Source organism: Acinetobacter brisouisimilis (genome assembly GCF_000368265.1).
Lineage (GTDB): Bacteria > Pseudomonadota > Gammaproteobacteria > Pseudomonadales > Moraxellaceae > Acinetobacter.
The window spans coordinates 1,260,954-1,285,652 of record NZ_KB851219.1 but is presented as its reverse complement, the minus strand read 5'-3'; the positions used below and the strand labels follow the sequence as shown (position 1 = coordinate 1,285,652).

The following is a 24,699-nucleotide window of genomic DNA, read 5'->3' as shown; positions in this document are numbered from 1 at the left end:
GGCTATTTCACTATAATGTAATAAAAGATCTGTAATATTTTTCAGTTATGCAATCGAAATGACTTTGTTTTTACTGTAGTGTTTTTTTAATATTTTAAATAAAATTTATTTATATTATTGATTTTTATGTATTTTTATAATTAATGTTTTATGTTCATGCTTACATGAAGAAAGCCATGTGAAAAAGATGTGGATAAAAAATATATAAATAAAAAACTGTATAACATTGATTAATTTTTTAAAAAAATATAAATATCATATAGATGATTGATATTTTTTAATTGTTTTTAAAATGTAGTTTTTTGTATATAATGGTTAAAAATGTGAACCAAGTAACACTTTATGAAAAAAATATTTATTTATACACTTGCTATGGTTTTTTCTGCAAACTGCTTTGCGGCAACAAACTTAGAAAAAGAAAATATTTACTGTTTCTCCTTACCACAAAAACAAGGTGTTTATGTGTGTAAACCATGGTCAGAATGGGCAGCAACTCCAGCTGGTAGTAAAGTGCAAATTGAGACAGTTGAAGATTTAAATACGGCCTTAGAGGCAGCCACAGCACCGGTGCTTGCTAAAAATAAGCGCTTAACCAGTGCAGAAGCCCGTAATCTACTCGAACATGGTGACAAAACATGGATGATTCAGATTGCACTGGCTGCCAATGAAGCCAATGCAGACAGTATCGTATCTAAATTAAAAGCTAAAGGTTATCCTACTAAGAAAAGTATGACATCGAAAGGTGTTCGAGTGATGGTTGGGCCAAATGACTACCAGACGGCTAGTGAATTAAAAAAGAAAATTCAAGATGATAATAGCTTAGGTGCGAAATCGGCATGGTTATTTAATTGGGGAACATCTTTGCAATAATTGCTATTTATTTTAAACGTATTTTTGCTCGGTTAACCTCAAGGCTTTTTTATACTTTATATGTGTTTTGATGGGTGAAAATTCGTTGATGGATATCGAGCAGACTACGATGAATAAAGTGCAATTTCTTCAGTACAATTCCAGAAAGAGTAAATGGGTAAGCATCTTCTTGTCCGATGCTCCGATTTAAGCCATTTAAAATATACGTTAATGCAAACCAGTTGCTTAAAGTATGTTCAAAGTCCTGAGACAATAATGGTGGTTCTTTAAAATGGATATCTGGGTCAATTGCATGTTGCCCCTGCATTTTCAGACCCGCATGATAAGCTGTATCGAGCGTGTCCATCATATGTAAATAATGTGCCCATGTTTCTGCCCAATCTTCCCAAGGGTGCGCACAGGCGTATCGACTGACATAAAAATCTGACCAGTTTTTAGCTGCTCCATGTTCATAATATTGCTCAAGTGCTTGAGCATAATCCTGGCGTTCATCACCGAAGTGTTGGCGAAACCCATCGAGCCACTCTGGGAAAAAATGCTGCATTAAGTCAAAATAATAATGCCCACTTTCATGACGAAAATGCCCAACTAAAGTTCGATAATTCTCTGCCATATCCAGTCGGGTTTTTACTCGAATCACAGTATCGGCTTCACTGGCATCGAGTGTAATCACACCATGAGCATGACCTGTCATAACAGGTTGCCCCTCGTAAGGCATTAAGAAATTAAACTGCAAACCAAGATGATCGTCAGGATGTTTTTTAGGTTTAGGGAATATTCCCAGTTGTTTGGTGAGATATAAAAAATAGCGTTTGGCGGATTCAATATGGCGCCAGTAATGTAAATTCTTTTCGACAGATAAGTCTGGAATGATATGTGTTAGCTGACAGGATTCACAGTACAGTTGATCGTATTCGGCAGGAATGACCCAGTTACATGCCTGATAAGTCGAATAATTATAACAAGGATGATAATAAAGATGGGGATCTTCTGGATTCAGGTTTCGCCATGTTTGTGCATCGATTTTAGCGAAAGATCCCATGCTGTTCGTTTCGACTTGAAAACCTAAAACCGTCGAACAGTATTGGCATACTGTATTGTGGAAAAACACCTGATGTTTGCAATTCTCACAATAAAATACGTTCATGCCGAGATATTCCTATCAGATTTAGATTTTTTGTCGAACCAAACTTAAAAGCATGGCAGCAACGCCATACATGGAAGCAAAAAAACGATTGACGATTTTTAACTTTTTATAAGATTGAAACACGCTTGAAGCCTTCGAAGCTAAACCCGTATAACCTAACATTACAATCACATCAATTGGAATCATGGTCAGTGCCATAATCATATATTGTTTAAACTGAGGTGCTTTAAGGTCAATAAACTGCGGAAAAATAGCCAAAAAGAATACAATGGCTTTGGGATTGCTGATATTGATTAAAAAGCCTTTGAATGTTGCCATTGACCCTGAAAACTGCTGCTGATCTTTGTGAATCGCAATACGGTTAACAGGTGCCTTCCACTGCATATATGCCAAGTAAATTAAATATAAAACCCCAAGCCATTTCACAGCAAGAAAAATCACAGGAAAGGCGTTAAGCAACATCCCCAAACCTGTTGCTACAATCAGAATCTGAAGCAGTAGTGCCAGTTGCAAACCCAGAATATTCCAAAGTCCGCGTAAAAAGCCGTGACTTAAACCATTGCTCATAGATGCAATTGCACCCGCGCCAGGAAATAAACTAATCACCCAACACGCAGCAAAGAAAGATAACCAGAGATGAAACGACATAACCACTGAAATCCAATGACTTAAATTGCTGTTTTACACTGTTTCTGACATGAAGAAAAGTAAAACATACACAGGGGAATTATGGTGTGGAGGCTCATTTTGGTAGAAAAGTTACATTAACTACTTGGTTTTTTAGGGAGAGATAGGTGAGTTTTTTTGTTTAAACAGGCTAAACTTAGCCCCTAGCTTTCAGCAAGATAAATTGGGTTATTTTTAATGATGGATCAGCAAACCGAAATCTGGCAACAGCTCAGTGATGAGGAAATGCATTTTTATAGCCGACAAATATTACTAGATGGCTGGGATATTGATGCTCAGGAAAAGCTCAAACTCGCCAATGTATTACTGATTGGGGCTGGCGGACTGGGCTGTCTGACTGCGGAACTGCTTGCACGGGCAGGTGTGGGTAAGCTGACAATTCTAGATGCTGATCAGATTGAAACCAGTAATTTACAGCGTCAAGTGGCATTTAAACCCCAAGATATTGGTTTTTATAAAGCAGAAACACTGGCAAAACGCTTAAAACAGATTAATCCACATATTCAAATTGAAGCGCATAATATCCGACTCACCGAAGATAACGCAGCAGATTTTATTGCATCGCAAGATTTGGTGCTCGATGGTTGTGACCAATTTGCCACGCGTTATTTGGTAAATCAGGTCTGTACTCAGTTGGCTGTGCCATTCATTAGTGCATCGGCGATTGCCTATGAAGGGCAACTGTTTATGGTCACAGCAGACTCAGCTTGCTATGAATGTATTTTCCCAAAAACCGAAAGTCAGGACGAAAGTTTACGCTGTGCCAATTCGGGCGTGTTGGCGACCACGCCAAATGTGATGGCGAGTTTGCAAGCACATCATGCTTTGTTATATTTAGGCTTGAATTTAACGCCTTTAAAACAAAAACTACTCCTTTGGAATGGTTTGACCATGCAGCAACGCATTGTTAAATTTGAAAAAGATATAAATTGTCCAAACTGTCAGGCAAGAACTGTATGACAGAAAGTTTTTTTTGCTACACTAGCCCTAGATTTGAATTGGCATGAACTGCTTATGAAAAAAAATATTCTGGTTGATAGTTTACGCTCGGTTGCTCGTATGGGGGAAACCGCAGTCGTGGCGGCAAAAGCAGGCTATAAGTATGCCACCGTAAAACCAAGCAATGCCAAGCTGATGCGAGAAACCTTTGAGGAACTGGGTTCGACTTATATTAAACTCGGACAGTTTATTGCCAGTACGCCTTCATTGTTTCCGCGTGAATATGTAGAAGAGTTTCAGGGCTGTCTGGATCAGACGCCAAAACTTCCGTTTAGTTATATTGAAGAAGTTTTGCAACAAGAATTTGCAGATCGAAACCTGCATGATATTTTTGCTTCAATTGAAGAAATTCCGCTGGCTTCTGCATCGATTGCCCAAGTCCATGCTGCCAAACTGGTCAGCGGTGAAGATGTGGTCATTAAAGTACAGAAGCCAGGTGTCGAAACCATTTTGTATACCGACTTAAATGTCTTGCACTGGGCAACAAAAGTCTTGGAAAAAGTGGTTCCCAAAGTCAAATTCGCGTCTTTAGCAGATATTGTTGAAGAAATTAAAACGCGGATGGTACGAGAAGTCGACTTTATTGAAGAAGCGCAAAATATTGATGATTTTGTTGAGTATTTGAATACAACGCAGAATCATGCAGCAACAGCACCTAAAGTTTATCATCAGTATTCAACGCGCCGTGTGCTGACCATGCAGCGTTTGTACGGTGTGCCATTGACCGATTTTGATGTGGTCAAACACTATGCCAAAGACCCGTCACAAGTGTTGATTACCGCCATGAATACATGGTTCAGTAGTCTCATGATGTGTAAGAGCTTTCATGCTGACTTGCATGCGGGTAACTTGATGTTGCTCGAAGATGGTCGTGTGGGCTTTATCGATTTTGGAATCGTTGGTCAATTAAACCCAGAAGTCTGGACGGCTTGTATGGCATTCATGGATGCCTTGCAGCATACCGATTATCACGCTATGGCAGAAAGTATGCTAAAAATGGGGATGACCAAAACTTCGGTCGATACCGCCGTACTTGCCAAAGATATTGAGCGTTTGTTTAGTGGTGTGATGTTGACTGATCCACAAAAAATCCTTTCAAGTAATCCAGCCGACTTAAATGACATTATGCTCGATATGGTTTCAATTGGTGAGCGCCACGGCATTCATTTCCCGCGAGATTTTGCTTTATTATTTAAGCAAATGTTATATTTTGATCGGTTTATGCGTGTACTTGCGCCATATGTCGATATTTATGCCGATCAGCGCCTGAAAATGGTTCAGGATGTTGATGTGCCATTGCTAAAACACTAATGCTGGAAAAGATGTATGGATGCCATCATTATTGAAGGGCTAAAAGTAGATACCGTAGTCGGTTGCTTTGCTTGGGAAAGACAGATTCATCAGCCATTAATGCTGGATTTGATTATTCACCATGATTTGTCACAAGCAGCTCAGTCTGATGAACTTAATGACACGATTAATTATGCACAAATTTGCGAACTGAGCGCTGAAGTGATTCAGACGGCTCAGCCCAAGTTGATTGAACATGCGGCGCAGTTGGTGATGCAGCGCCTATTTCATGAGTTTGAAGGTATTCAAACGATCACACTCACTATTCGTAAGCCTGCGATTATCGCGCAAGCCAATTCAGTAGGAATTCGTCTTGAACGCCAACGACACGATTTTTGCTCTCGCACTGGCGAGTAATTTTCAGCCCAAGCAACATTTAACTTGGGCAATTCAACAATTGGCTTGTTTGGGGACACTTGAATTATCACATGTCTACCAAATTCCATGTCGAGATGGGGTTGGAGAAGACTACTTAAATTGTGCCTGTGTACTACGCTGTCATTTATCAAGTCAGGATCTGCAAGATCTGCTAAAAGATTTGGAACAGCATGCGGGGCGGGTGCGACCTTCGCATAAAATCTCATTGGATATTGATCTGATTGCATGGGGTAAGCAACTTTCAGAATTACAGCTGAATCAGAAAAAAATGCCATTTGCGCCCGATGTAAAAATTCCAATGTACGAGCTGATTGCTAGTGATGATTTTAGCTATACTGAAACGGTGAATTATCCGAAAATCAGGTTGTCACTGGAGTCTACCGATTCTGCAATTGCTGCATCCTAAAGCTAAAAAGCCAAGTTGTGACTTGGCTTTTTTATTGGCTATAAACGATGATTTTTATATTAAATATAATAACTGGTTTTGGTCATGAGTTTGGAAATCGCAGTCATGGTAATACGTACAGGAAGTGGTAAATCAACGCCGCCTGCATGTAACGCAGTATCGCGATGATGCAGTTCATCTTCATTCATCTGTTCTAAAATTTTACGTGAACGCTCATCTTGTTGCGGTAACTGATTGAGATGATCTGTTAAATGCAAACTCACTTGGCGTTCAGTTTCAGCCACAAAACCAAGGCTGTATTTGTCACCTGCAACACCTGCTGCTGCACCCATCGCAAATGACAGTCCATACCACACAGGATTTAAAATACTAGGAACACTATCTAATTCTTTTAAGCGGTCTTCACACCATGCCAAGTGGTCTTGTTCTTCAATCGCTGCTTGTTCCATTTCACGACGCACATTGGGTAATTTTGCGGTCAGTGCTTGCCCATGATATAACGCTTGTGCGCAAACCTCGCCACTATGATTGACGCGCATTAAGCCCGCGACATGGCGCGCTTCACTCACTGAGAGCGGTGCTTTGTTTGTTTGTGCTGGGTTGTTGCGGTGAGCTGCGGTTGCTCCAGGGACTAAACTGCGTAAACCCTGATCAAAGGACTGAATAAGACGATCAATACCTGAATAATGGCGCATAACTTAATCCTCTAAAGCATTGTTTATACCATTTAATAATGGTTTTAATTTCAATAGTAATCCAGTGCAAAAGATAGCACTAAATACAGCAGTCATGCAGAATAAAATTTGCATATCGAGTTGGAAGACACTCAAAATTAAAATTGAGAAAATAGCTGAAGCGACCATAAAAATCGCATTAAAAATGTTGTTGGCAGCGACGACACGAGCGCGGTGTGATACAGGTGAATAGGCTTGCATCATGGCATAGAGGGGCACAATATAAAAACCGCCACTGATCCCAAGTAGAATAATGGCCAGCATGACATGATAATAGATCAAACCATGCGAAAAAATGTCCTGAATACTGAACAGCGTGTGATGCACGGGTAATTGATACATTGCCCATGCCAAATAAAAGGCAAAAACAGTCAGCCCAATAGCGCCTACAGGCACCATTTTAATATTGACTTCCGCTCCTCCAATTTTACGGCACAGCAACGAGCCAACGCCAATCCCCACCGAAAAAAATGTGAGCAATAAACTCACTACATTTTCTGAGGCATATAAATACTTGTGGGTCAGCTCAGGAATTTGAGTAAGGTAAGATGCGCCATAAAACCAGTACCAGGAATTTCCCATTAAAATAAGAAATATGATTTTAATATCTTTGGCATATTGAATCGTTTGCCAACTGGTACGGAAAAAATTCCAGTCAATTTTCAGTTCAGAAGCACTGACACGCTGGGTCAAAATAAAGCGGCTGGAGATATAACCCAAAATTGCAATAATCAGTACGGTTAAGCATACCCAAATCAGTGTGTCATGAGAAATGGGAATGACTGCACCACCCAAAATCATACCAAATAAAATGGCAAGAGAGGTTCCTGTCTGGAATAGGGCATTGCCTGACATGAGTTCATTGGTATGCAGGATTTCGGGCAAAATGGCGTATTTGATTGGACCAAAAAAAGTCGAATGTACTCCCATCAAAAACAGTGCCAGCAACAATAGCCAGATTTGACCGAGCATAAAGCCAGCACTGCCAATCGACATAATGATGATTTCTAGGACTTTAATACCGCGAACCAGTTGCGCGCGTTCAAATTTGTCTGCAATTTGCCCAGCCGTTGCTGAAAATATAAAATAGGGAGAAATAAACAGCAAAGCCGCCAGATTATTTAAGGTGCTGATGTTGCCCGAGCTATGTTGAATCAAACCATAGGTAATAACCAATAAGAGCGACTGCTTATAAACATTGTCATTCAATGCTCCAAAGAACTGCGTCAGAAACATTGGTAGAAAACGACGGGAAGCAAGCAAGTTTTGCGGTTTTTCCATGCATTCTGCACTCTAATTTAATGAAGAATTGTTAGTGAAGAGTATCTCATAAATAAAATCATGTATCATACTGCAGAGCTTGAGCGTAAAACTGCTTAAGTAAAAAATTGATCTTTTAAAATCACAGTGGTTGTTGTTTTTATGCATGTTTGCACACGATTTCAAAAAACAATCTTGGTCGAAAACTTACAAACAATTTTAAAAATAAATCAGATTCATAAAGTTGTGTGTGTGAGTTTACTATATGGTTTTTGCCAGCATTACGCTTGGGCTGAAGAAACGACAACCAATATAAATAATGCAAATACTGTGACAAACAGCAGTAATCTTAACACAACAGCCAGCGATACCACAGAAGACAGCATGCAGATGCTGCAACAGCAGCAACAAAATCAAAATTTGACTGATTTTAAGCCCATCAGTTTTGATGATCTAGATAAAATGCCGACAAGTAGCATTGATGCTTCTATGGCAAATGAAATTGAACGTGAAGCGGAACAAGCCAAGAAAGAAGCACAAGCCTCTCGTTCGACTTCATCAACTCCTGTAATCTCAAGCCAGCCGATTGCACAAACTGCGCAGCAGGTAACTGAACTACAACAGTCTCCAGTCAATGTTGATGTGTTAATGCATCAGATTCAGACTGATCAAAACACGACAGTGGCTGCTGAAACTGCCAATAAAAATGCTGAAAATGATAGAGCGTTTGAACTTGCCAGTGCAAATATGGCGCAGCAAAAACCAAAAGGTTTTTTGCAAAAAGTGATCGCTAAAATTAAACCAAAAAAAGATGTAAATGCGGTGACTACTCCAAAAATTTCAGTCACTGTAAACGGTGCGCCTAAAGCTTTGCAGGATAATATAAAAAATAAACTGGAAACTTTTACTACAGAAGCTTATGCGGATTACAACTCGGCATTACCCCAACTTCGAGCGATGGCAAACCAAGCCGCTCAGGCGGTGGGATATTACAATGCCAAGTTTAAATTCAGTAAAACAGGTACTGATCATGTAACGGTTCAGGTGACTCCAAATGAACCTGTAAAAGTGGCAACACAAAATATTGAATTTTCTGGCGCAGGGCAAAACAACCCGCAATTTCAGGTCATTCGCCTCATTCCTGATTTGGATGTGGGGAGTATTTTTAATCATGGTTTATATGAACAGACCAAAAACCGTATTAATGATGCGGCCAGTGAAAATGGTTTTTTTGATGCTTACTGGCGTTTGCATGATGTGAAGGTGCAATTACCCGACAATAAAGCAGATATTAATTTGCGTTATGAAACTGGTGAGCGCTATAAGGTTGCGAATGTCGAGTTTCGTATGAGTGACCCATCGAAACCACTGCCACTCAAGCTCAAAGTATTGCAAAGTATGGTGCCGTGGAAAGAAGGTGATGATTATACCTTTTGGCGTGTTAATACTCTTGCGAATAATTTGACCAATTCCCGTTATTTTAACTGGAGTCTGGTTGATACGATTAAACCTAATCCGATTGTGAAACAGCTTGAGTTAGCACCGGATATTCAGAAGCTTGTCGATGAACAAAAGCTGCAAGAAGTCGAAGCCGTTCAACAATCTCAAGATAACACAATAAAACGTGCCAAATATTCCAATAAAGAAGTCACACAAAACGTCGTAGATGAAAACCAGTTCGCGGGTACGAGTCAAAATGTACCAGATGAAGCTTTGCAAAGTCAGTCCCAGCAAGTTCAGCAAAAATCTGAAAAAGAGCAGTTGCAGGATCAGGCGCGCGTAGAGAAAAAAGTACCTGTGATTGTGACTTTAAATACCGATAAATTAAATAGTGCCGAGCTAGGGGCTGGTTGGGGAACCGATACAGGTCCACGTGTCCGCGCTCAATATCGCCGTGGCATTGTGAATAGCTCAGGGCATTCTTTTGATGCCAACCTAGAGGTGTCACAGATCCGTCAGGCAATCGATACCCGTTATAGCATTCCCAATAAAGACCCGTTAAATGATTATTTTAGTTTAGTGGGTGGCTATGAGCGGGAGAAGTTTAATGGTGTAGGGCCAGGCATGAGCCTGACTACAGAATCTGCCGTGATGGGTGCAGAACATTTGATTAAAAACCCAATTGGGAACTGGCAGCAAATCTACGGTTTCCGTTACCGTCTTGATCAGATTCAGCAGATTGGACAAGTGAACAGCGCTAATGTTCCAGATGCTTTCTTGCAGCCTGGATCGAATCCACAGCAGCAGGCTTTATTGTTTGGTTATCAAATTTCTCGCACGGACAGTAATAATCCTGTGAATCCGAATAAAGGTTTTAAGCAAACCTATAAAATTCAGTTAGGTTCAAAATCGGTTATTTCTGATGCTGATATGGCAATTGCCAATGCAGATTGGAATTTTATTTATTCTATAGGGCAAAATTATGATCACCAGTTTGTCGGTGGTTTGCATTTAGGCTACATTTTTACGAATGATTTTGCTAATGTGCCATATAACCTACGTTTCTTTGCTGGTGGGGATCAAAGCGTTCGCGGTTTTGACTATAAGAGTCTCTCTCCCACTGAAAATGGTTACAAGATTGGGGGGCAAGCGCTGGCTGTCGGATCTTTAGAGTATAACTATCAATTTAAAGAAGGTTGGCGTGCTGCGATTTTCTCTGATGTAGGGAATGCTTATGACAAGCGTTTTTCGAACTCAACTGCATATAGTATGGGCTTGGGAATTCGTTGGCAGTCACCGATTGGCCCAATTCGCTTAGATGTGGCTTCAGGACTTTCTGACCCAAATCATCCGATTCGTTTACATTTCTTTATTGGTTCACAATTACAATAAGGCTTTTCAACTCACATGACTGAACAACAACAGCAACCAGAAAATTTAGCTACCCAACCTAAACGTCATATTTTGCGTACTGTTGCCCTGAGCTTTTTGGGAATTATATTGCTTTTGGTTGTAGCACTGGCAGTTATGTTTTCTACCGATCGCGGTAGCCAGTTTTTACTGGATCGAGTTTTACAAAGTCAAAAAATAATAAGTTATGAATACGAAGGGGGAAATTTCCTTAAAGGATTAACCCTGCGTAAAATGGACATTAATATTAATGGGATTGAGGTTAAGGTTAAACGTGCCAAAGTGGTCATTGGCTGGCGGGCAATTGTAGAAAAAGAGCTGCATTTTAGTCATGCTGAAGTTGAATCATTAGAAATTATTGATCAAAGACCGCCAAGCAATCAGCCTTTCAAATACAACCAGATTAAGTTGCCATTTACCTTGCGTTTAGATGCAGCAACACTTGATCATTTACAGATTCGGGTCAGAAAGACTGTTGTTAATTTTTATGATATTCAACTACATAAAGCATTATGGTCTGGCACTGAGCTGAAGTTTAAAGATTCCAGTTTTAATATGGGGTATTTATCTGTGAAACAGGCTTCAGGACAAATGAAGTTTGAACAGAAATACCCGCTGCAAGCAATAGGTAAGCTCAATATTCCAGCATTACATGCTTTAAATATTCATGATATTACCGTACATGCAGGTGGAACGCTGGATACCATTACAGCGGGCGCAGCAACCCATACCCCTGATTTATTGTCAGCACGTATGATTATTCAGCCTTTGCATGCATACGTGCCGATGTGGGGGCAGTTGAATTTAAAAAATTACAATTGGCCGCTTTTGACAGGTGAAAAACTGTGGTCAAAAACTGGGGTTGCCAAAGTTGATGGTAATGCCTCAGGTATGAATATTCACGTCAAGACTGACTTGCGTGGTAAACATCTTCCAGAAGGTAATTACCAAGTTGAAATGTTTACTGATTATTTGCATCAGTTAAATATTAGTAAGTTCAATGGTCAGGTGATGCAGGGCGATCTTCATGCAACAGGGCTGGTTAACTGGCAGCATGCAGTACGTTGGGAAGCGCAAGGGCGTATGCAAGGTATGCAACCAAAAGATAAATTGGTACCTGTAAGTATTCGTGATTTCCTTCCACCAAATCTGGATGGAAACCTAGCATCTGCTGGAACACTGGAAAAAGGTTTGCATACGACAGCATCGGTCAGTTTTGATAAATATGAAACATGGAAGTTAAAGCTCGATCAGGCACCTGTAAAAGACAAAAAAGTTCAACCGATGTTGATCAATCTAGCTTGGCAAAATATCAATCGTTCGATGCCTTATATTGGTGGGTTAAATAGCCCATCAGGTCAGGTTGATGTGACGGTGCAAAAAGGGCAAGAAAATATTCAGGTAGCAACACAAGTCATCAAGCATGAACAAGGCTGGCTACCTACAGGACAATATCAGGCGAAACTGAATTTTAAAAATCAGGACTTGAATATTCCTGAATTTAAATATGTGACTCCTGAAGGTGGATTGACTGGTCATGCCGTGTTGCAACTCCCAACTGCCAAACGCCAGTTCAAGTGGAATGCAGGTGTAGTTGCCAAGAACTTTAATCTACAAAGTCTGATTGCTGTTGCCCCTGTTAATTTGTTAAATGGTCAGTTAAACGCCAGTGGTTATGCTAATAAAAATCAGCAAATTATTGAATTTAAAGGTGTTGATTTAAATGGGCAGTTGGCAGATCAGGCACATGATACGGTTCATTTGACAGGAACTTCAACTGTTGCAGTCATTTTCAATGATCAAAAAACAGGTGGCGGCTTAAAAGGTTATGCTGTTCTTTACAATGGTGCATTGCAGTCAAGTCGTGTGCCTAATAGTGCAGGAACTTTACAGTTAAATCTGTCTGGAACACCTGATTTTATTAAAATTTCCCGTTTGAGTCATGATGGTGTTGCAGGCAAAATTTTAGCGGATGGTCTGGTTAGCCTGAAAAATGGTATTGCCTGGAAAATCAATGCTGCACTGGTGCATTTTAAACCGCAATATTTTATTAGCAGTCTCAATGGTGAAATTTCTGGTGTGGTTAAAACAGAAGGTTTGTGGTCGGATGCTTTAAAGCGTATCAGCATTCAACAGTTGAATCTGGCGGGGATAATTAACCGTCAAGTTGTACGTGGTAAGGGGAACTTGGCGGTTGTCATCAATAGCAACCAAAAAGGATTGATGCCACAGCAGTTTGAAGCAAATAATCTATTTTTAGCCTACGCTGGTAATCAGGTGCAGGCAACGGGTAATGCTCAAAACTTACATCTTCAGGTGAATGCTCCTGCCTTATATGCGATTTATTCGGGTTTGCGTGGTCGGGCGTATGGTTATTTGGATATGCAGACCCGCCCACATTTAAAAGCAACGACAAATCTTGCTGTAGACAACTTTGCCTTTAAAGATTTGCTGAGTATTCAGAAGTTAAGGGTACGAGGTGAGTTGCCGACATCCGAAACCACACCAACTATGCTTAAAGCAGAAATGACTAATTTACGTCGTGGCAACCGTCAGATTCAATATGGTGCCGTGACTGTTGCGGGAACACGAAAGGCACATGTACTGCAAGTACAGGGCTGGAATAATTATTCTAAATTCTATGTGCAATTGGCGGGTGGTTTTAACCCAAATAATGACTGGACAGGGCAGATTCAAAGAGGTGTGTTTGACTCGGTTCGTGCAGTGCTGACCCAACAGCAAAATGCAAATGTTGTTTATCGTAGTGCAACTCGACAGCTATATATTGGACAGCATTGCTGGGCAAGCAAGCAAAGTCATTTGTGTTTTGATCAGCCTATTTTGGTGAGTCAAAATGCAGGGAATGTTTCGTTTGTCGCAAGTGATTTAAACTTAAATGACTTCTCCGCGTTTATGCCAGATGGTTTGGCAATGACAGGACAGCTAAATGGTTATGCCAAAGCTTCTTGGGCGCAAGGCAAACATCCCAATATTGATGCAAAACTCATCACAAAAAATGGTCAAATTGGCGTCACAGCAGATGATCCTGATGATCCTGCAACAACAACCAGTTATCAACAACTGAGTTTGATTGCTAAGAGTGTGACACAAGGTTTATTGCTACGTCTGGATGTTAAAACGGAAAATATTGGTACAGGTTATGCCAATGTCGTGATTAACCCTTATAACAGTGCATTGCCAATGCAGGGTGAAGTTGCATTTGATCGTGTTGACCTGAAGTTTTTAAAGCCATTTGTACAGGATATTCGTTCAATTAGTGGTACGTTGGCATTTGCAGGAAAGGTCAGTGGAACCTTGACTAAGCCATTATTAGCAGGAAACCTTCGCCTGAAAGATGGTGCGCTTAGTTTGGTTTCTGTGCCTGTTAATATTCACAATCTGCAACTTTATTCGGCAATTCAACAAAACCATGCCACGGTTCAAGGTGGATTTAATAGCGGCAAGGGCGTTGGAAAAATTGATGGTCAAGTAGATTGGATTGGTGAGCCAAGAGTACAGTTGAATTTACAAGGTAATAACCTGTTGGTTCGTCAAGCACCATTGGTTACAGCCGTGATTAATACCAATATGGCTTTTGATATTTTACCGCTTCAGAAAAACTTGAATGTTAAAGGTAATATCGAAATTCCACGTGCTTTGGTGAATATGCCAGAATCGAGTGCCAACGTGGTCAATGTTTCTTCTGATGTTCGTGTTCTTAAAGCTGGCCAAGATGCGCTACAGGTGTTGCGTCAGTCCAAGCCTTGGAAGATTCAAGCAGATGTTGATTTGCAGTTGGGCAATAAAGTGATTTTCCAAGGTTTTAATAGCCGCATTCCATTGGTAGGGCGTTTATACCTCACCCAGCGTGGTCTGGAAACGGCCATGAGTGCCAATGGGGCAATTGGTGTTAGCCAAAAAGTCAAGATTGAACCGTATGGGCAAACGCTCGATTTAAACCGTGCCATTGTTCGTTTCAATGGCCCTGTAGGTAACCCGACATTAGATATTGATACCACCAAGAATATTTCTGGTACAACAGTGGGGGTGCGTATTACAGGAACAGCATCTTCGCCAAATATTCAAGTATATAATGATGGTGGTTTGTCTGAACAAGAAGCATTGAATGCCTTACTTTCAGGACGAATCAATGAAGGTAGCACCAGTTTAAACCAGACCACGACTTTTAAATCAGATGTCAACAACACTCTTGCTGCAGCAGGAATCAGTTTGGGTTTAGGCGGTACGCGAGCATTTACCAATCAGATTGGACGAACTTTTGGTTTAAGTGGTCTGGCTTTAGATGCTGAGGGTACAGGCAATGACACACAAGTGAGTGTTACAGGGTATCTAACGCCAGATCTGTATTTACGTTATGGGGTCGGTGTATTTACCAACGTTAATAAGTTAACTTTGCGTTATCAAATGAATAAACGCTTATACTTGGAAGCCAGTCAGTCTCTAGAACGAGCAATTGATGTATTCTATAACTGGCGGTTTTAATTTTAAATTTTGGAGCATTGAATGAAGAAGATTTTGCTATTGGCGATGTCAGCAATGGCGTTGGTGGGTTGTAGTAAACCTAAACAATTGCCTCCTCAAGAAGCATGGCAAAAATTTTGTTCAGTCATTCCAAGTGCTGCGACCAACATCATGACTGATCGTCAGCAAGGTGTGAAAGAAGCTGATGCATTAGAACACGCGAAAAAAGTCCCTGATCAGCATGCTCAACAATATCTTGAGTCTTTAATTAAGGAAGCGTACAAAGTACCTGTTTACCTCAACAGTGACCAGCGCCAAAAAGCACTAGATGCATTTATTCAGGGGCGTGAACAGGAATGCTTAAAGCAAACTACTCAAAATAAATAGCACAAAAAGTTTGAGGAAAAGTGGTGGTAGCGGCCATCATTTTTCTATTGAATAGTGAATTTAAGCGGCTTAATGATAATTTTTATCATTAAGTTATTTATTTTATTAAGAAAAATTCGTAAATTTGTCATCTATTTCCACTAAGGTGGAATAGGTATCAAAGAGAGAGTCTGCCAATATCTTGATGTTTCTTTGGTGATTTATCAAGGATGACATCATCGAGATTACCAAAGAAATAAAGCGTTAAGCAGGAAATCTATATTTGAGTGCTTAATTGTCTATATATTTCGTCAGGAAATAATGACCATTAAAAACTAATAGGTTGTCTGCATTAACTTTTAACAGGAAGTTTAGTAGAATTTTGCTGTCCATATTACTTATGAAGCTTTTGGAAAAGCAGGAACTCATAAGTGATTTTTTAAAAAAGAGGAATAAACTGTGCTAGAAGCTTACCGCCAACACGTTGAAGAACGTGCCGCACTCGGAGTCCCACCGAAGCCACTTGATGACGCTCAAACTGCTGCATTAGTCGAATTATTAAAAAACCCACCAGCAGGCGAAGAGGCATTCCTTGTCGACTTACTTGAAAATCGCGTTCCAGCAGGTGTAGACCAAGCTGCTTATGTTAAAGCTGCTTTCTTGGCAGCGCTTGCAAAAGGTGAAGCGACTTCTCCACTGGTTTCTAAAGAACGTGCGGTTTACTTGCTAGGCACTATGCTTGGTGGTTACAACGTAGCTCCTTTAGTTGAACTTTTGGACGATGCTGAATTATCAAGCTTAGCTGCTGAAGCATTGAAAAAAACCCTTCTTGTATTTGATGCATTCCATGACGTTGCTGACAAAGCGAAAGCGGGTAACGAAAATGCGAAAGCAGTTCTTCAATCTTGGGCTGATGCTGAATGGTTCACATCGCGTCCAGATGTTCCAGAAGAAATCAAAATCACTGTATTTAAAGTGACTGGCGAAACCAACACTGATGACTTGTCACCTGCACAAGATGCTTGGAGCCGTCCAGACATTCCATTGCATGCAAATGCAATGCTTAAAAACGAACGTGATGGTATCAACCCTGAAAAACCAGGTGAAGTTGGTCCATTAAACCAAATCAAAGAACTTATCGCGAAAGGCAACCAAGTTGCTTACGTGGGTGATGTTGTTGGTACAGGTTCTTCTCGTAAGTCTGCAACTAACTCTGTGCTTTGGTTCTTCGGTGACGAAATCGCGCACATTCCAAACAAAAAAGATGGTGGTTACTGCTTAGGTGGTAAAATTGCTCCGATCTTCTTTAACACAATGGAAGATGCAGGCGCATTGCCAGTAGAGATCGATGTTTCTAACATGAACATGGGTGACGAAGTTACTCTTAAAATCGATCATGCTGCTGCTAAAGTAACTGCGTTCAAAAACGGCGAACAAATCGCTGAATCTGAACTTAAAACTCCAGTGCTTCTTGACGAAGTACGTGCAGGCGGTCGTATCAACTTAATCGTTGGTCGTGGTTTGACTGCTAAAGCACGTGAAGCTTTAGGTCTTGCACCATCTACATTGTTCCGTACTCCAGTACAACCTGCTGCAACTGGTAAAGGTTTCACTTTAGCTCAGAAAATGGTTGGTCGTGCTTGTGGTCTTCCAGAAGGTCAAGGTGTAATTCCTGGTACTTACTGTGAACCTAAGATGACTACAGTTGGTTCTCAAGATACAACTGGTCCTATGACTCGTGACGAGTTAAAAGACTTAGCTTGCTTGGGCTTCTCTGCTGACCTTGTAATGCAGTCTTTCTGTCACACTGCTGCATATCCAAAACCAGTTGACGTACAAATGCAACACACGCTTCCTGATTTCATCATGAACCGTGGTGGTGTTTCTTTACGCCCAGGTGACGGTATTATTCATTCTTGGTTAAACCGTATGCTTCTTCCAGATACCGTAGGTACTGGTGGTGACTCACATACTCGTTTCCCAATTGGTATTTCATTCCCAGCGGGTTCTGGTCTTGTAGCGTTTGCTGCTGCAACTGGTGTTATGCCACTTGACATGCCTGAGTCTATTCTTGTGAAGTTTAAAGGTAAAATGCAACCTGGTATCACTCTACGTGACCTTGTGCATGCGATTCCTTACCGTGCGATTCAAGAAGGCGACTTAACTGTAGAGAAGAAAGGTAAGAAAAACATCTTCTCTGGTCGTATCTTAGAAATCGACTTAACAGAAATGGAAACTCAACTGACTGTTGAGCAAGCATTTGAACTTTCAGATGCTTCTGCTGAACGCTCTGCTGCTGGTTGTGCAATCACTCTTTCTGAAGAAAAAGTTGCTGAATACCTACGCTCAAACATCACAATGCTTAAGTGGATGATTTCACAAGGCTATGGTGATGCGCGTACAATTGCTCGCCGTGTTGAAAACATGGAAAAATGGTTGGCTAACCCATCACTTCTTAAAGCTGATGCTGACGCTGAATACACTAAAGTGTATGAAATCGACCTAGCTACAATCACTGAACCAGTTCTTTGCTGCCCGAACGACCCAGATGATGCGAAACTTCTTTCTGACGTTCAGGGCGTTAAGATTGACGAAGTATTCGTTGGTTCATGTATGACTAACATCGGTCACTTCCGTGCTGCTGGTCAGTTGCTTGACAAAGTACCAAGCGGTTCATTGTCTACTCGTTTATGGTTGGCTCCACCAACTCGTATGGATGAGCATCAATTGATGGAAGAGGGTTTCTATAACATTTATGGTAAAGCTGGCGCTCGTACTGAAATGCCAGGTTGTTCATTATGTATGGGTAACCAAGCACGTGTAGCTCCAAACACTACTTGTGTATCGACTTCTACTCGTAACTTCCCGAACCGTTTAGGTCAAGGCGCGAACGTTTACTTAGCTTCTGCTGAACTTGCATCTGTTGCTGCTGTACTTGGTAAATTACCAACTCCAGAAGAATATCAACAATATGCAGCTCAAATTGACAGCATGTCTGCTGACATCTATCAATACTTGAACTTCGACAAGATGGGCGAGTATACAGATGCTGCTGGTAAAGTAGATACTAAGAAAATTGCTGCTGCTCAGTTGACCTAATTTATTGAAAAATAGATTTAATTGAGTGAAAATAAGGGCTGATTAATTCAGCCCTTATTTTTTGAGTATAAAATGGAAATAGAATTATTAAATTTCAACCATAATTGTATGAAAGTAGGTGAGTATTATATTGGAAAATATAAATTTTTAGTTAATGAGGAACATATAGATAATTTAAAAAATATTTCAAAAAATTCTAGTATTCGTATTAATACAGAAATTATAGATAATAAGGTTGTTAAAAATTATTCAGAACATCCTGCAGCTGAGGGAGATTTTAAAGTAACTGCAATTTTAATACTTGATGATGAGGATATTAATAAGGTATCAATACTTTATAGTGAATTTAATGGGTTTAATTTAAGTGATGATCTTATCCTAATTTTAAGTTTTTTAACGGGGAGACAAATTTACAAAAGTGAGTTTAAAGGTGTGATGAATAAAAAATATTATAGTAATGTAGTCTCAGATGATTATTTTTCTTCAGGACGCTCTAAATTTTTGAATGTAGATGAATCTTTGTTAAGTATAAAAAATGATGGTTTAGAACATCAGTTTTTTAATTTTACTTTTGGACAGAGTCTAAATGATCTGCCTTCTCTAATCGCTTATTCTAGTTTTACATTTGATGCAGTTGTTACCAAATGGGCTAAAAAAAATAAATTTACAAGTTATAACTTAAAAGATAAAAGGTTATTTGAAAAAATTAAGTGTCATTTAACTGATAAATTGGAAAAAAGTATTTTATTGAAGTTTAAAAATGAGGTCTTAAAATTTCTATTAAAAAATCAAACGGACATAACTATTGCCAATGATATAGTGGCAAGAATGAATATTAGCAATCAACCTTCTGCATTATATAAAATACAAAAATTTTTAGAGCATCTAAAATTATATAATGAAAGTTTTGATGATAAGTATTTAAAAACTTTGAATAGGGTCAGAAATATTATGCTTCATAATGGTCAAATATATAAAGAAGATAAAATTAGTGTTAAACAGTCAATAATTATTAATGCGGCTGTTCCTTTAGTACTTTTTTCAATTATAGAATATTATTTCTGTAAATCTTATTTGAAAATCAATGATACTCATTATCTACAAAATTTTTATGATGTAATAAACTTTTTAGAAGCTGGAGTCTGGAGAGGCCAAAAGGTTTTCGAAGAAAGTTTTGAAGATTATTTGACCAGAGTTTCGGACATATGGGAAGAATCAGTATAATTATAGCTTAATTCAATCAGATTTAAAATTTGTGGTCTGAAAGTTTGACTAAGGCTAATTATACTAAACAATAGATTCGTTTAATCCCCTAAATTTAGCATTTAAAAAATGGTATAACTTAATGCCTAAACAATCCCGACTCCTCTGTATTGGTGGTTTTCTTAACGGTTCAAGTGTTAAAGACCAAGGTGATAGCTTTGTCTGTATCGAAAATAATAAACAAGTCGCTTACCGAAAAATGGAAATTTTCCATCAAGATGCGTGGGATCATGATTACTACGTCTGTGAAACCACGACGGATCAACAAGCACGAAACTGGGTTTATGACATCGAACCAAATTAAATTTTTTATTCAGAGCATAGAGTTTAAAAGATAGGCAATAAAAAGCCCCATGGTTAGGGGCTAGTCGTATATGAATCAAGTCATATACTGTATGAGGCTCATCTCAAACTGTTCGTATTAAAACATAAATCACGTCATATTCATACTGATTAGATTTCTTTCATTAAACCATTTTTCATTTCTTCCTATGGGAGAAACACAAAGAGGGCATAAATCATGATGAAAGAAGCCCATTTCTTAAATATCCCACTTCTTCCGATAACGCCAGAGCGTAGTTCGGCTAATATTCAGTTCATCTGCAACCTTCTGTAAGTCCTTGTTATATTGCTCGAGCAAATGCGCCAGTAATTCTTTTGTAATGCTCTTGTTTGACAACGGTTCAGAAATTTGGGTATTGCCATGTTGAACATTAGAAATTTCATACGGCAAATCATTCACATCAATATACGTTCGACCTTGTGACATCGCTAAAGCATAAAGTAAGGTGTTTTTCAGTTCGCGGATATTTCCTGGCCAGTCATATTGCAGCATGATTTGCATGGCGCGATGAGTCAGCATCGGCGCAGCTTGGTCTTGTGGTAGGCTGTTTTCCTGCAAGATTTTTTTAATGATTAAAGGAATATCTGCTTTACGTTCCCGTAGTGGTGGTACAAAAATCGGAATGACTCGTAACCGATACAGCAAATCCTGACGGAAACGCCCTAAACGCGCTTCTTCACGTAAGGCGCGATGGGTTGCCGCAATAATACGCACATCGCTTTTTAAAGTCTTTTCACCACCAAGCTGCGTATATTCGCCTGTTTCGAGCACACGTAGTAACTTGGCTTGTAGTTCCAGTGGAATTTCTGCCACCTCATCTAAAAACAGTGTCCCGCCCGCCGCGCGTTCAAACACGCCTTTATGGTCACGAATTGCGCCTGTAAAAGCACCTTTGACATGTCCAAACAATTCACTTTCTAAAATATTGGCATTTAAACTGGCACAGTTAACTGCGATGAAAGGGCGATTATGCCGTTCGCTATAGTCATGAATGGCTTGGGCGACCAGTTCTTTACCACTACCAGATTCACCACGGACTAACACTGGGAACTGTGTTGAAGCCACGCGTTGAATAATTGAAAACATAGCAAACATTTGTGGGGTTTGGCTGTTAAAGCGTTCAGCAAGCTGGAGTTCTGCTTGAGAGGGTTGTAACTGTGTAGTGGCTTCAGGTGTACAAATACTTGGGCAAGGCTGAAATAAATGCAGGCTATAGACTTGGGTTGCAATCTCAATAGGGTGCTTAATATAAAAACTATTCAACTGATCGACATAGCTTTCCTGAGAGCTATCTTCACTTGGATGTAAGTGTAAATATTGCAATAGTGCTTGCTGATGCAAGTCATGTTCATTTGGAGTTTGCCAGATGACTTGTTTTTCATCTAAAACAAAGACGGTAGCGCGATGAAATAAACCTTGTAACTGCTGTAAAAAAGCCTGAGCAGATGATGATGAGTCAAAAAACAAACAATTCATAAATTTTGATGTTTCAAATAATGTTTCAAATAATTTTAATAAATTTCACATGTAACATCAATATTTTTTGTTTTAAATATTTTTAAAAATAAGTTATTGAAATATAATATTATTATTTTAAATTAAAAATTGGCATCAATTTTGCTAAATTTGATATAAGCACAATGAAATGGAACATGACCATGCTCTTCAAACAATTATTCGAACCTGAAAGCTCTACTTATACTTATTTATTGGCTTGCGAGGATACCAAACAAGCAATTCTGATTGACCCTGTCGCATCAGAAATCGAGACGTATTTGGACTTGCTTGAACAGTACGGATTGAGCTTGGTATATAGCCTAGATACACATGTACATGCGGATCATGTGACTGGAGCGAAACTGTTAAAAGAACGTGCAGGTTCTAAAGCGGTGTTACATCGTAATTCAGGCGTACCATGTGGTGATATTTTAGTCACTGATGGCTGTTTGTTGCGTATCGGTTCAATTGAAGTTGAAGCACGCTATACACCAGGACATACCAATGCTTGCACCAGTTATGTCGTTGATAACATGGCTTTCACAGGTGATGCGCTCTTGATTGATGGATGTGGGCGAACTGACTTTCAGGAAGGTGATGCGGGAACGTTATACGACAGCATTCATAACCAACTATTTAGTTTGCCTGATGATACTGTGGTTTATCCAGGGCATGATTATAAAGGCCGCACCCACTCAAGTATTGGTCATGAACGCGAATTCAATGCGCGCTTAGGTCGTAAGAAAACTCGCGAAGATTTTATTGAACTGATGAAACATTTGGATTTGCCATATCCTGCAAAAATTGATGTGGCACTCCCTGCAAATAAAGCCTGTGGAAATGTAGATGCAGACTGTAAGTAATAAGGAACAAACTATGCAACCACTTCAACAATCGAGTGCTACACATGTTCTTAAACATGACGTTGTGATCGTCGGCGGTGGTTCGGCAGGGATTGCCGTGGCATCAAGTTTATTGGCACGTTCACCTTATCTAAATCTGGTGATTATTGATCCCGCTGAAACCCACTACTACCAGCCAGGTTGGACCATGGTGGGTGGCGGTATTTTTAAGGTGGAATCGACAGGTCGTGCAATGTCGGATGTGATTCCAGTCGGTGCCAATTGGATCAAGCAAGCAGTTGCAGCGTTTGAACCTGAGGAAAATCAACTGATATTGCAAAATGGTCAACAGATTGAGTATCAATCCCTGATTGTTTGTCCTGGGTTGGTGCTGAACTGGGATGCGATTGAAGGTTTGAGTGAGACTCTGGGTAAAAATGGGGTAACTTCCAATTACCGTCAGGATTTAGCACCGTATACGTGGCAACTGGTACAGCAGTTAAAACAGGGCAAAGCGATTTTTACTCAACCCCCAATGCCGATCAAATGTGCGGGCGCGCCGCAAAAAGCGTTGTATTTATCTTCAGATTATTGGTTAAACAACAATGTGCTGAATAATATTGAAGTGAATTTTTACAATGCAGGTGCAGTACTGTTCGGTGTTAAAGAATATGTGCCTGCCTTGATGGAATATATGCAGCGCTATAAAGCACATTTACATTTTGAACATAAATTAGTCAAAGTAGATGGTGCGAGTAAAACTGCATGGTTTGAAGTGAAAAAAGACGGAGAAACGACTCAGGTTTCGACTCAATTTGACATGCTGCATGTTGTTCCGCCTCAGCATGCACCAGATTTTATTCGTCACAGTGCATTTGCCGATGCTGCTGGCTGGTTTGAGGTTAACCCTGAAACATTGCAACATCCTCGTTATGCCAATGTCTTTGGTTTGGGTGATGTGATTAGTGCCAGTAATGCTAAAACCGCTGCGGCTGCGCGAAAGCAAGCTCCGATTGTGGCAGTTAATGTTTTAACTTACCTCAATGGACGCAGTGATTTTTGTCATTACGATGGTTATGGTTCCTGCCCACTGACCGTTGAGCGCGGCAAAATCGTACTGGCAGAATTTGGCTATGGTGGAAAATTGTTGCCGTCATTCCCTCGCTGGTTATGTGATGGGCAAAAACCGACCAAGCTGGCGTGGTTTTTAAAAGCTCGTATGCTGCCAGAAATTTACTGGAAAGGCATGCTTAAAGGGCATGAATGGCTCGTCAAACCAAAACGTCATGCAGCTTAATTTGGCGTTATGAGAGAAAATCGTCATGTGGATACTGGTTGTTGAAGGTCTTGCCATTGGTTGTCTATTGGGGCTGACAGGGGCAGGTGGTGGTATATTGGCTGTGCCTGCACTGATGGCATCTCAGGGCTGGACGGTAGCACAAGCTGCACCAGTGGGGTTGTTGGCTGTAACTTTTTCGACATTTATTGGCACGCTGCAAGGCTTGTTCAAGAAAATTGTTCGCTATCGTGCAGCATTGTGGATCGCACTTGTTGGTATTCCTGCATCACATTTAGGAATCTGGGCGAGTCAGCATACTTCACCGATGTGGTTGAGTTTACTGTTTGCTTTAGTGATGTTTGTAGTGGCATATCGACTATTTAGTCATCCGCATGAAGATTTTCATAATCCGCCTTGCCGAATCAACCCTTATACGGGTAAGTTGCAGTGGGATATTCCAACTGCCCTGATTTTAGGGGGGATTGGTATAATCGCAGGATTTCTGACGGGGTTGCTTGGTGTGGGTGGTGGTTTTGTGATTGTCCCAGCACTGAAGAAAACCACGAATCTGGATTTGCATAGCATTGTTGCAACTTCACTCATGATTATTTTCTTGGTGGGTGGATTAAGCATTGGCTTGCATGTGTTGGATGGTTTTGTTTATCCGACAGCGGTGACACTTGTGTTTGCTGGTGCATGTATAGTTGGACTATTGGTCGGTCGGCAAATCGTAACACGTATTTCAACGCATTATGTGCAGCGAATTTTTGCAATTACGGTCATACTAGTGGCTGTACTGATGCTGTTTAAATCACTTAAAGCTATTTTTGCCTTATAGGAGTCTTAC

The 24,699-nt window shown here is 40.1% G+C and carries 17 protein-coding genes and 2 pseudogenes; 14 read left to right on the top strand and 5 right to left on the bottom strand.

Annotated features, from left to right (window positions below; all coding sequences use genetic code 11):
* Positions 1-603: 603 nt before the first annotated feature.
* A pseudogene (locus F975_RS16185) lies at positions 604-870 on the top strand (SPOR domain-containing protein); the annotation flags it as partial.
* A 49-nt stretch (positions 871-919) separates the two neighbouring features.
* Here F975_RS16185 and F975_RS09820 read toward each other — a convergent pair.
* Positions 920-2,017 carry a zinc-binding metallopeptidase family protein gene (locus F975_RS09820; protein WP_004752814.1) on the bottom strand — a complete coding sequence of 366 codons (1,098 nt, stop codon included), beginning with the start codon at positions 2,015-2,017 and terminating at the stop codon, positions 920-922.
* 21 nt (positions 2,018-2,038) lie between these two features.
* The gene (locus tag F975_RS09815; protein ID WP_004752811.1) at positions 2,039-2,665 is read right to left on the bottom strand and encodes a LysE family transporter; all 627 of its coding nucleotides are present in this window, start codon (positions 2,663-2,665) and stop codon (positions 2,039-2,041) included.
* A gap of 219 nt (positions 2,666-2,884) precedes the next feature.
* On the opposite strand from F975_RS09815, the gene F975_RS09810 reads away from it, so the two are divergent.
* The 4 genes from F975_RS09810 to F975_RS09795 are packed head-to-tail and all read left to right on the top strand — an operon-like array spanning position 2,885 to position 5,837.
* On the top strand, positions 2,885-3,664 hold the full coding sequence (locus F975_RS09810) for a HesA/MoeB/ThiF family protein (RefSeq protein WP_155757312.1): 780 nt from the start codon (positions 2,885-2,887) through the stop codon (positions 3,662-3,664).
* A 54-nt stretch (positions 3,665-3,718) separates the two neighbouring features.
* The gene (locus F975_RS09805) at positions 3,719-5,014 is read left to right on the top strand and encodes an ABC1 kinase family protein (RefSeq protein WP_004752806.1); all 1,296 of its coding nucleotides are present in this window, start codon (positions 3,719-3,721) and stop codon (positions 5,012-5,014) included.
* Positions 5,015-5,029: 15 nt separating this feature from the next.
* On the top strand, positions 5,030-5,410 hold the full coding sequence (folB, locus tag F975_RS09800; protein ID WP_004752805.1) for a dihydroneopterin aldolase: 381 nt from the start codon (positions 5,030-5,032) through the stop codon (positions 5,408-5,410).
* A complete protein-coding gene (locus F975_RS09795; RefSeq protein WP_004752802.1) occupies positions 5,367-5,837 on the top strand; it encodes a 2-amino-4-hydroxy-6-hydroxymethyldihydropteridine diphosphokinase in 471 nt (156 codons plus the stop codon). Before folB ends, F975_RS09795 begins: the two co-directional genes overlap by 44 nt.
* Before the next feature lie 59 nt (positions 5,838-5,896).
* On the opposite strand, the gene coq7 is transcribed toward F975_RS09795, so the two are convergent.
* On the bottom strand, positions 5,897-6,532 hold the full coding sequence (gene coq7 / locus F975_RS09790; RefSeq protein WP_004752800.1) for a 2-polyprenyl-3-methyl-6-methoxy-1,4-benzoquinone monooxygenase: 636 nt from the start codon (positions 6,530-6,532) through the stop codon (positions 5,897-5,899).
* A gap of 3 nt (positions 6,533-6,535) precedes the next feature.
* Positions 6,536-7,852: an MFS transporter gene (locus F975_RS09785; protein WP_004752798.1), complete on the bottom strand. Its 1,317-nt coding sequence runs from the start codon at positions 7,850-7,852 to the stop codon at positions 6,536-6,538.
* A 141-nt stretch (positions 7,853-7,993) separates the two neighbouring features.
* Here F975_RS09785 and F975_RS09780 point away from each other — a divergent pair, with 141 nt between their 5' ends.
* From F975_RS09780 to F975_RS09755, 6 genes are all read left to right on the top strand, one after another.
* Entirely contained in the window at positions 7,994-10,663 is a 2,670-nt protein-coding gene (locus F975_RS09780; protein WP_004752797.1) for an autotransporter assembly complex protein TamA, read from the top strand.
* Positions 10,664-10,678: 15 nt separating this feature from the next.
* Entirely contained in the window at positions 10,679-15,184 is a 4,506-nt protein-coding gene (locus tag F975_RS09775) for a translocation/assembly module TamB domain-containing protein (protein WP_004752794.1), read from the top strand.
* A gap of 21 nt (positions 15,185-15,205) precedes the next feature.
* Positions 15,206-15,550 carry a hypothetical protein gene (locus F975_RS09770; protein ID WP_004752792.1) on the top strand — a complete coding sequence of 115 codons (345 nt, stop codon included), beginning with the start codon at positions 15,206-15,208 and terminating at the stop codon, positions 15,548-15,550.
* A gap of 438 nt (positions 15,551-15,988) precedes the next feature.
* Positions 15,989-18,628, top strand: a complete 2,640-nt coding sequence (locus tag F975_RS09765) for a bifunctional aconitate hydratase 2/2-methylisocitrate dehydratase (RefSeq protein WP_004752790.1) — start codon at positions 15,989-15,991, stop codon at positions 18,626-18,628.
* Between the two features lie 72 nt (positions 18,629-18,700).
* The gene (locus F975_RS09760) at positions 18,701-19,852 is read left to right on the top strand and encodes a hypothetical protein (protein ID WP_004752787.1); all 1,152 of its coding nucleotides are present in this window, start codon (positions 18,701-18,703) and stop codon (positions 19,850-19,852) included.
* Positions 19,853-19,973: 121 nt separating this feature from the next.
* Positions 19,974-20,195: a hypothetical protein gene (locus tag F975_RS09755; RefSeq protein ID WP_004752786.1), complete on the top strand. Its 222-nt coding sequence runs from the start codon at positions 19,974-19,976 to the stop codon at positions 20,193-20,195.
* A gap of 237 nt (positions 20,196-20,432) precedes the next feature.
* On the opposite strand, the gene F975_RS09750 is transcribed toward F975_RS09755, so the two are convergent.
* The gene (locus F975_RS09750) at positions 20,433-21,710 is read right to left on the bottom strand and encodes a sigma-54 interaction domain-containing protein (protein WP_004752785.1); all 1,278 of its coding nucleotides are present in this window, start codon (positions 21,708-21,710) and stop codon (positions 20,433-20,435) included.
* 182 nt (positions 21,711-21,892) lie between these two features.
* On the opposite strand from F975_RS09750, the gene F975_RS09745 reads away from it, so the two are divergent.
* From F975_RS09745 to F975_RS09735, 3 genes and pseudogenes are all read left to right on the top strand, one after another.
* Positions 21,893-22,594 carry an MBL fold metallo-hydrolase gene (locus F975_RS09745; protein WP_004752784.1) on the top strand — a complete coding sequence of 234 codons (702 nt, stop codon included), beginning with the start codon at positions 21,893-21,895 and terminating at the stop codon, positions 22,592-22,594.
* A 55-nt stretch (positions 22,595-22,649) separates the two neighbouring features.
* Positions 22,650-23,870: pseudogene (locus F975_RS09740) on the top strand (NAD(P)/FAD-dependent oxidoreductase); the annotation flags it as partial.
* A 25-nt stretch (positions 23,871-23,895) separates the two neighbouring features.
* The gene (locus F975_RS09735; protein ID WP_004752782.1) at positions 23,896-24,690 is read left to right on the top strand and encodes a sulfite exporter TauE/SafE family protein; all 795 of its coding nucleotides are present in this window, start codon (positions 23,896-23,898) and stop codon (positions 24,688-24,690) included.
* Positions 24,691-24,699 lie beyond the last annotated feature (9 nt).

Excerpts from the sequence above, each read along its gene's own strand:
- F975_RS09780 (WP_004752797.1), top strand. The coding sequence starts at position 7,994 with ATGCATGTTTGCACACGATTTCAAAAAACAATCTTGGTCGAAAACTTA.
- F975_RS09755 (WP_004752786.1), top strand. The coding sequence starts at position 19,974 with ATGCCTAAACAATCCCGACTCCTCTGTATTGGTGGTTTTCTTAACGGT.
- folB (WP_004752805.1), top strand. The coding sequence starts at position 5,030 with ATGGATGCCATCATTATTGAAGGGCTAAAAGTAGATACCGTAGTCGGT.
- F975_RS09805 (WP_004752806.1), top strand. The coding sequence starts at position 3,719 with ATGAAAAAAAATATTCTGGTTGATAGTTTACGCTCGGTTGCTCGTATG.
- F975_RS09785 (WP_004752798.1), bottom strand. The coding sequence starts at position 7,852 with ATGGAAAAACCGCAAAACTTGCTTGCTTCCCGTCGTTTTCTACCAATG.
- F975_RS09745 (WP_004752784.1), top strand. The coding sequence starts at position 21,893 with ATGCTCTTCAAACAATTATTCGAACCTGAAAGCTCTACTTATACTTAT.
- F975_RS09810 (WP_155757312.1), top strand. The coding sequence starts at position 2,885 with ATGGATCAGCAAACCGAAATCTGGCAACAGCTCAGTGATGAGGAAATG.
- F975_RS09820 (WP_004752814.1), bottom strand. The coding sequence starts at position 2,017 with ATGAACGTATTTTATTGTGAGAATTGCAAACATCAGGTGTTTTTCCAC.
- F975_RS09770 (WP_004752792.1), top strand. The coding sequence starts at position 15,206 with ATGAAGAAGATTTTGCTATTGGCGATGTCAGCAATGGCGTTGGTGGGT.
- F975_RS09760 (WP_004752787.1), top strand. The coding sequence starts at position 18,701 with ATGGAAATAGAATTATTAAATTTCAACCATAATTGTATGAAAGTAGGT.
- F975_RS09735 (WP_004752782.1), top strand. The coding sequence starts at position 23,896 with ATGTGGATACTGGTTGTTGAAGGTCTTGCCATTGGTTGTCTATTGGGG.
- F975_RS09815 (WP_004752811.1), bottom strand. The coding sequence starts at position 2,665 with ATGTCGTTTCATCTCTGGTTATCTTTCTTTGCTGCGTGTTGGGTGATT.
- coq7 (WP_004752800.1), bottom strand. The coding sequence starts at position 6,532 with ATGCGCCATTATTCAGGTATTGATCGTCTTATTCAGTCCTTTGATCAG.
- F975_RS09775 (WP_004752794.1), top strand. The coding sequence starts at position 10,679 with ATGACTGAACAACAACAGCAACCAGAAAATTTAGCTACCCAACCTAAA.
- F975_RS09750 (WP_004752785.1), bottom strand. The coding sequence starts at position 21,710 with ATGAATTGTTTGTTTTTTGACTCATCATCATCTGCTCAGGCTTTTTTA.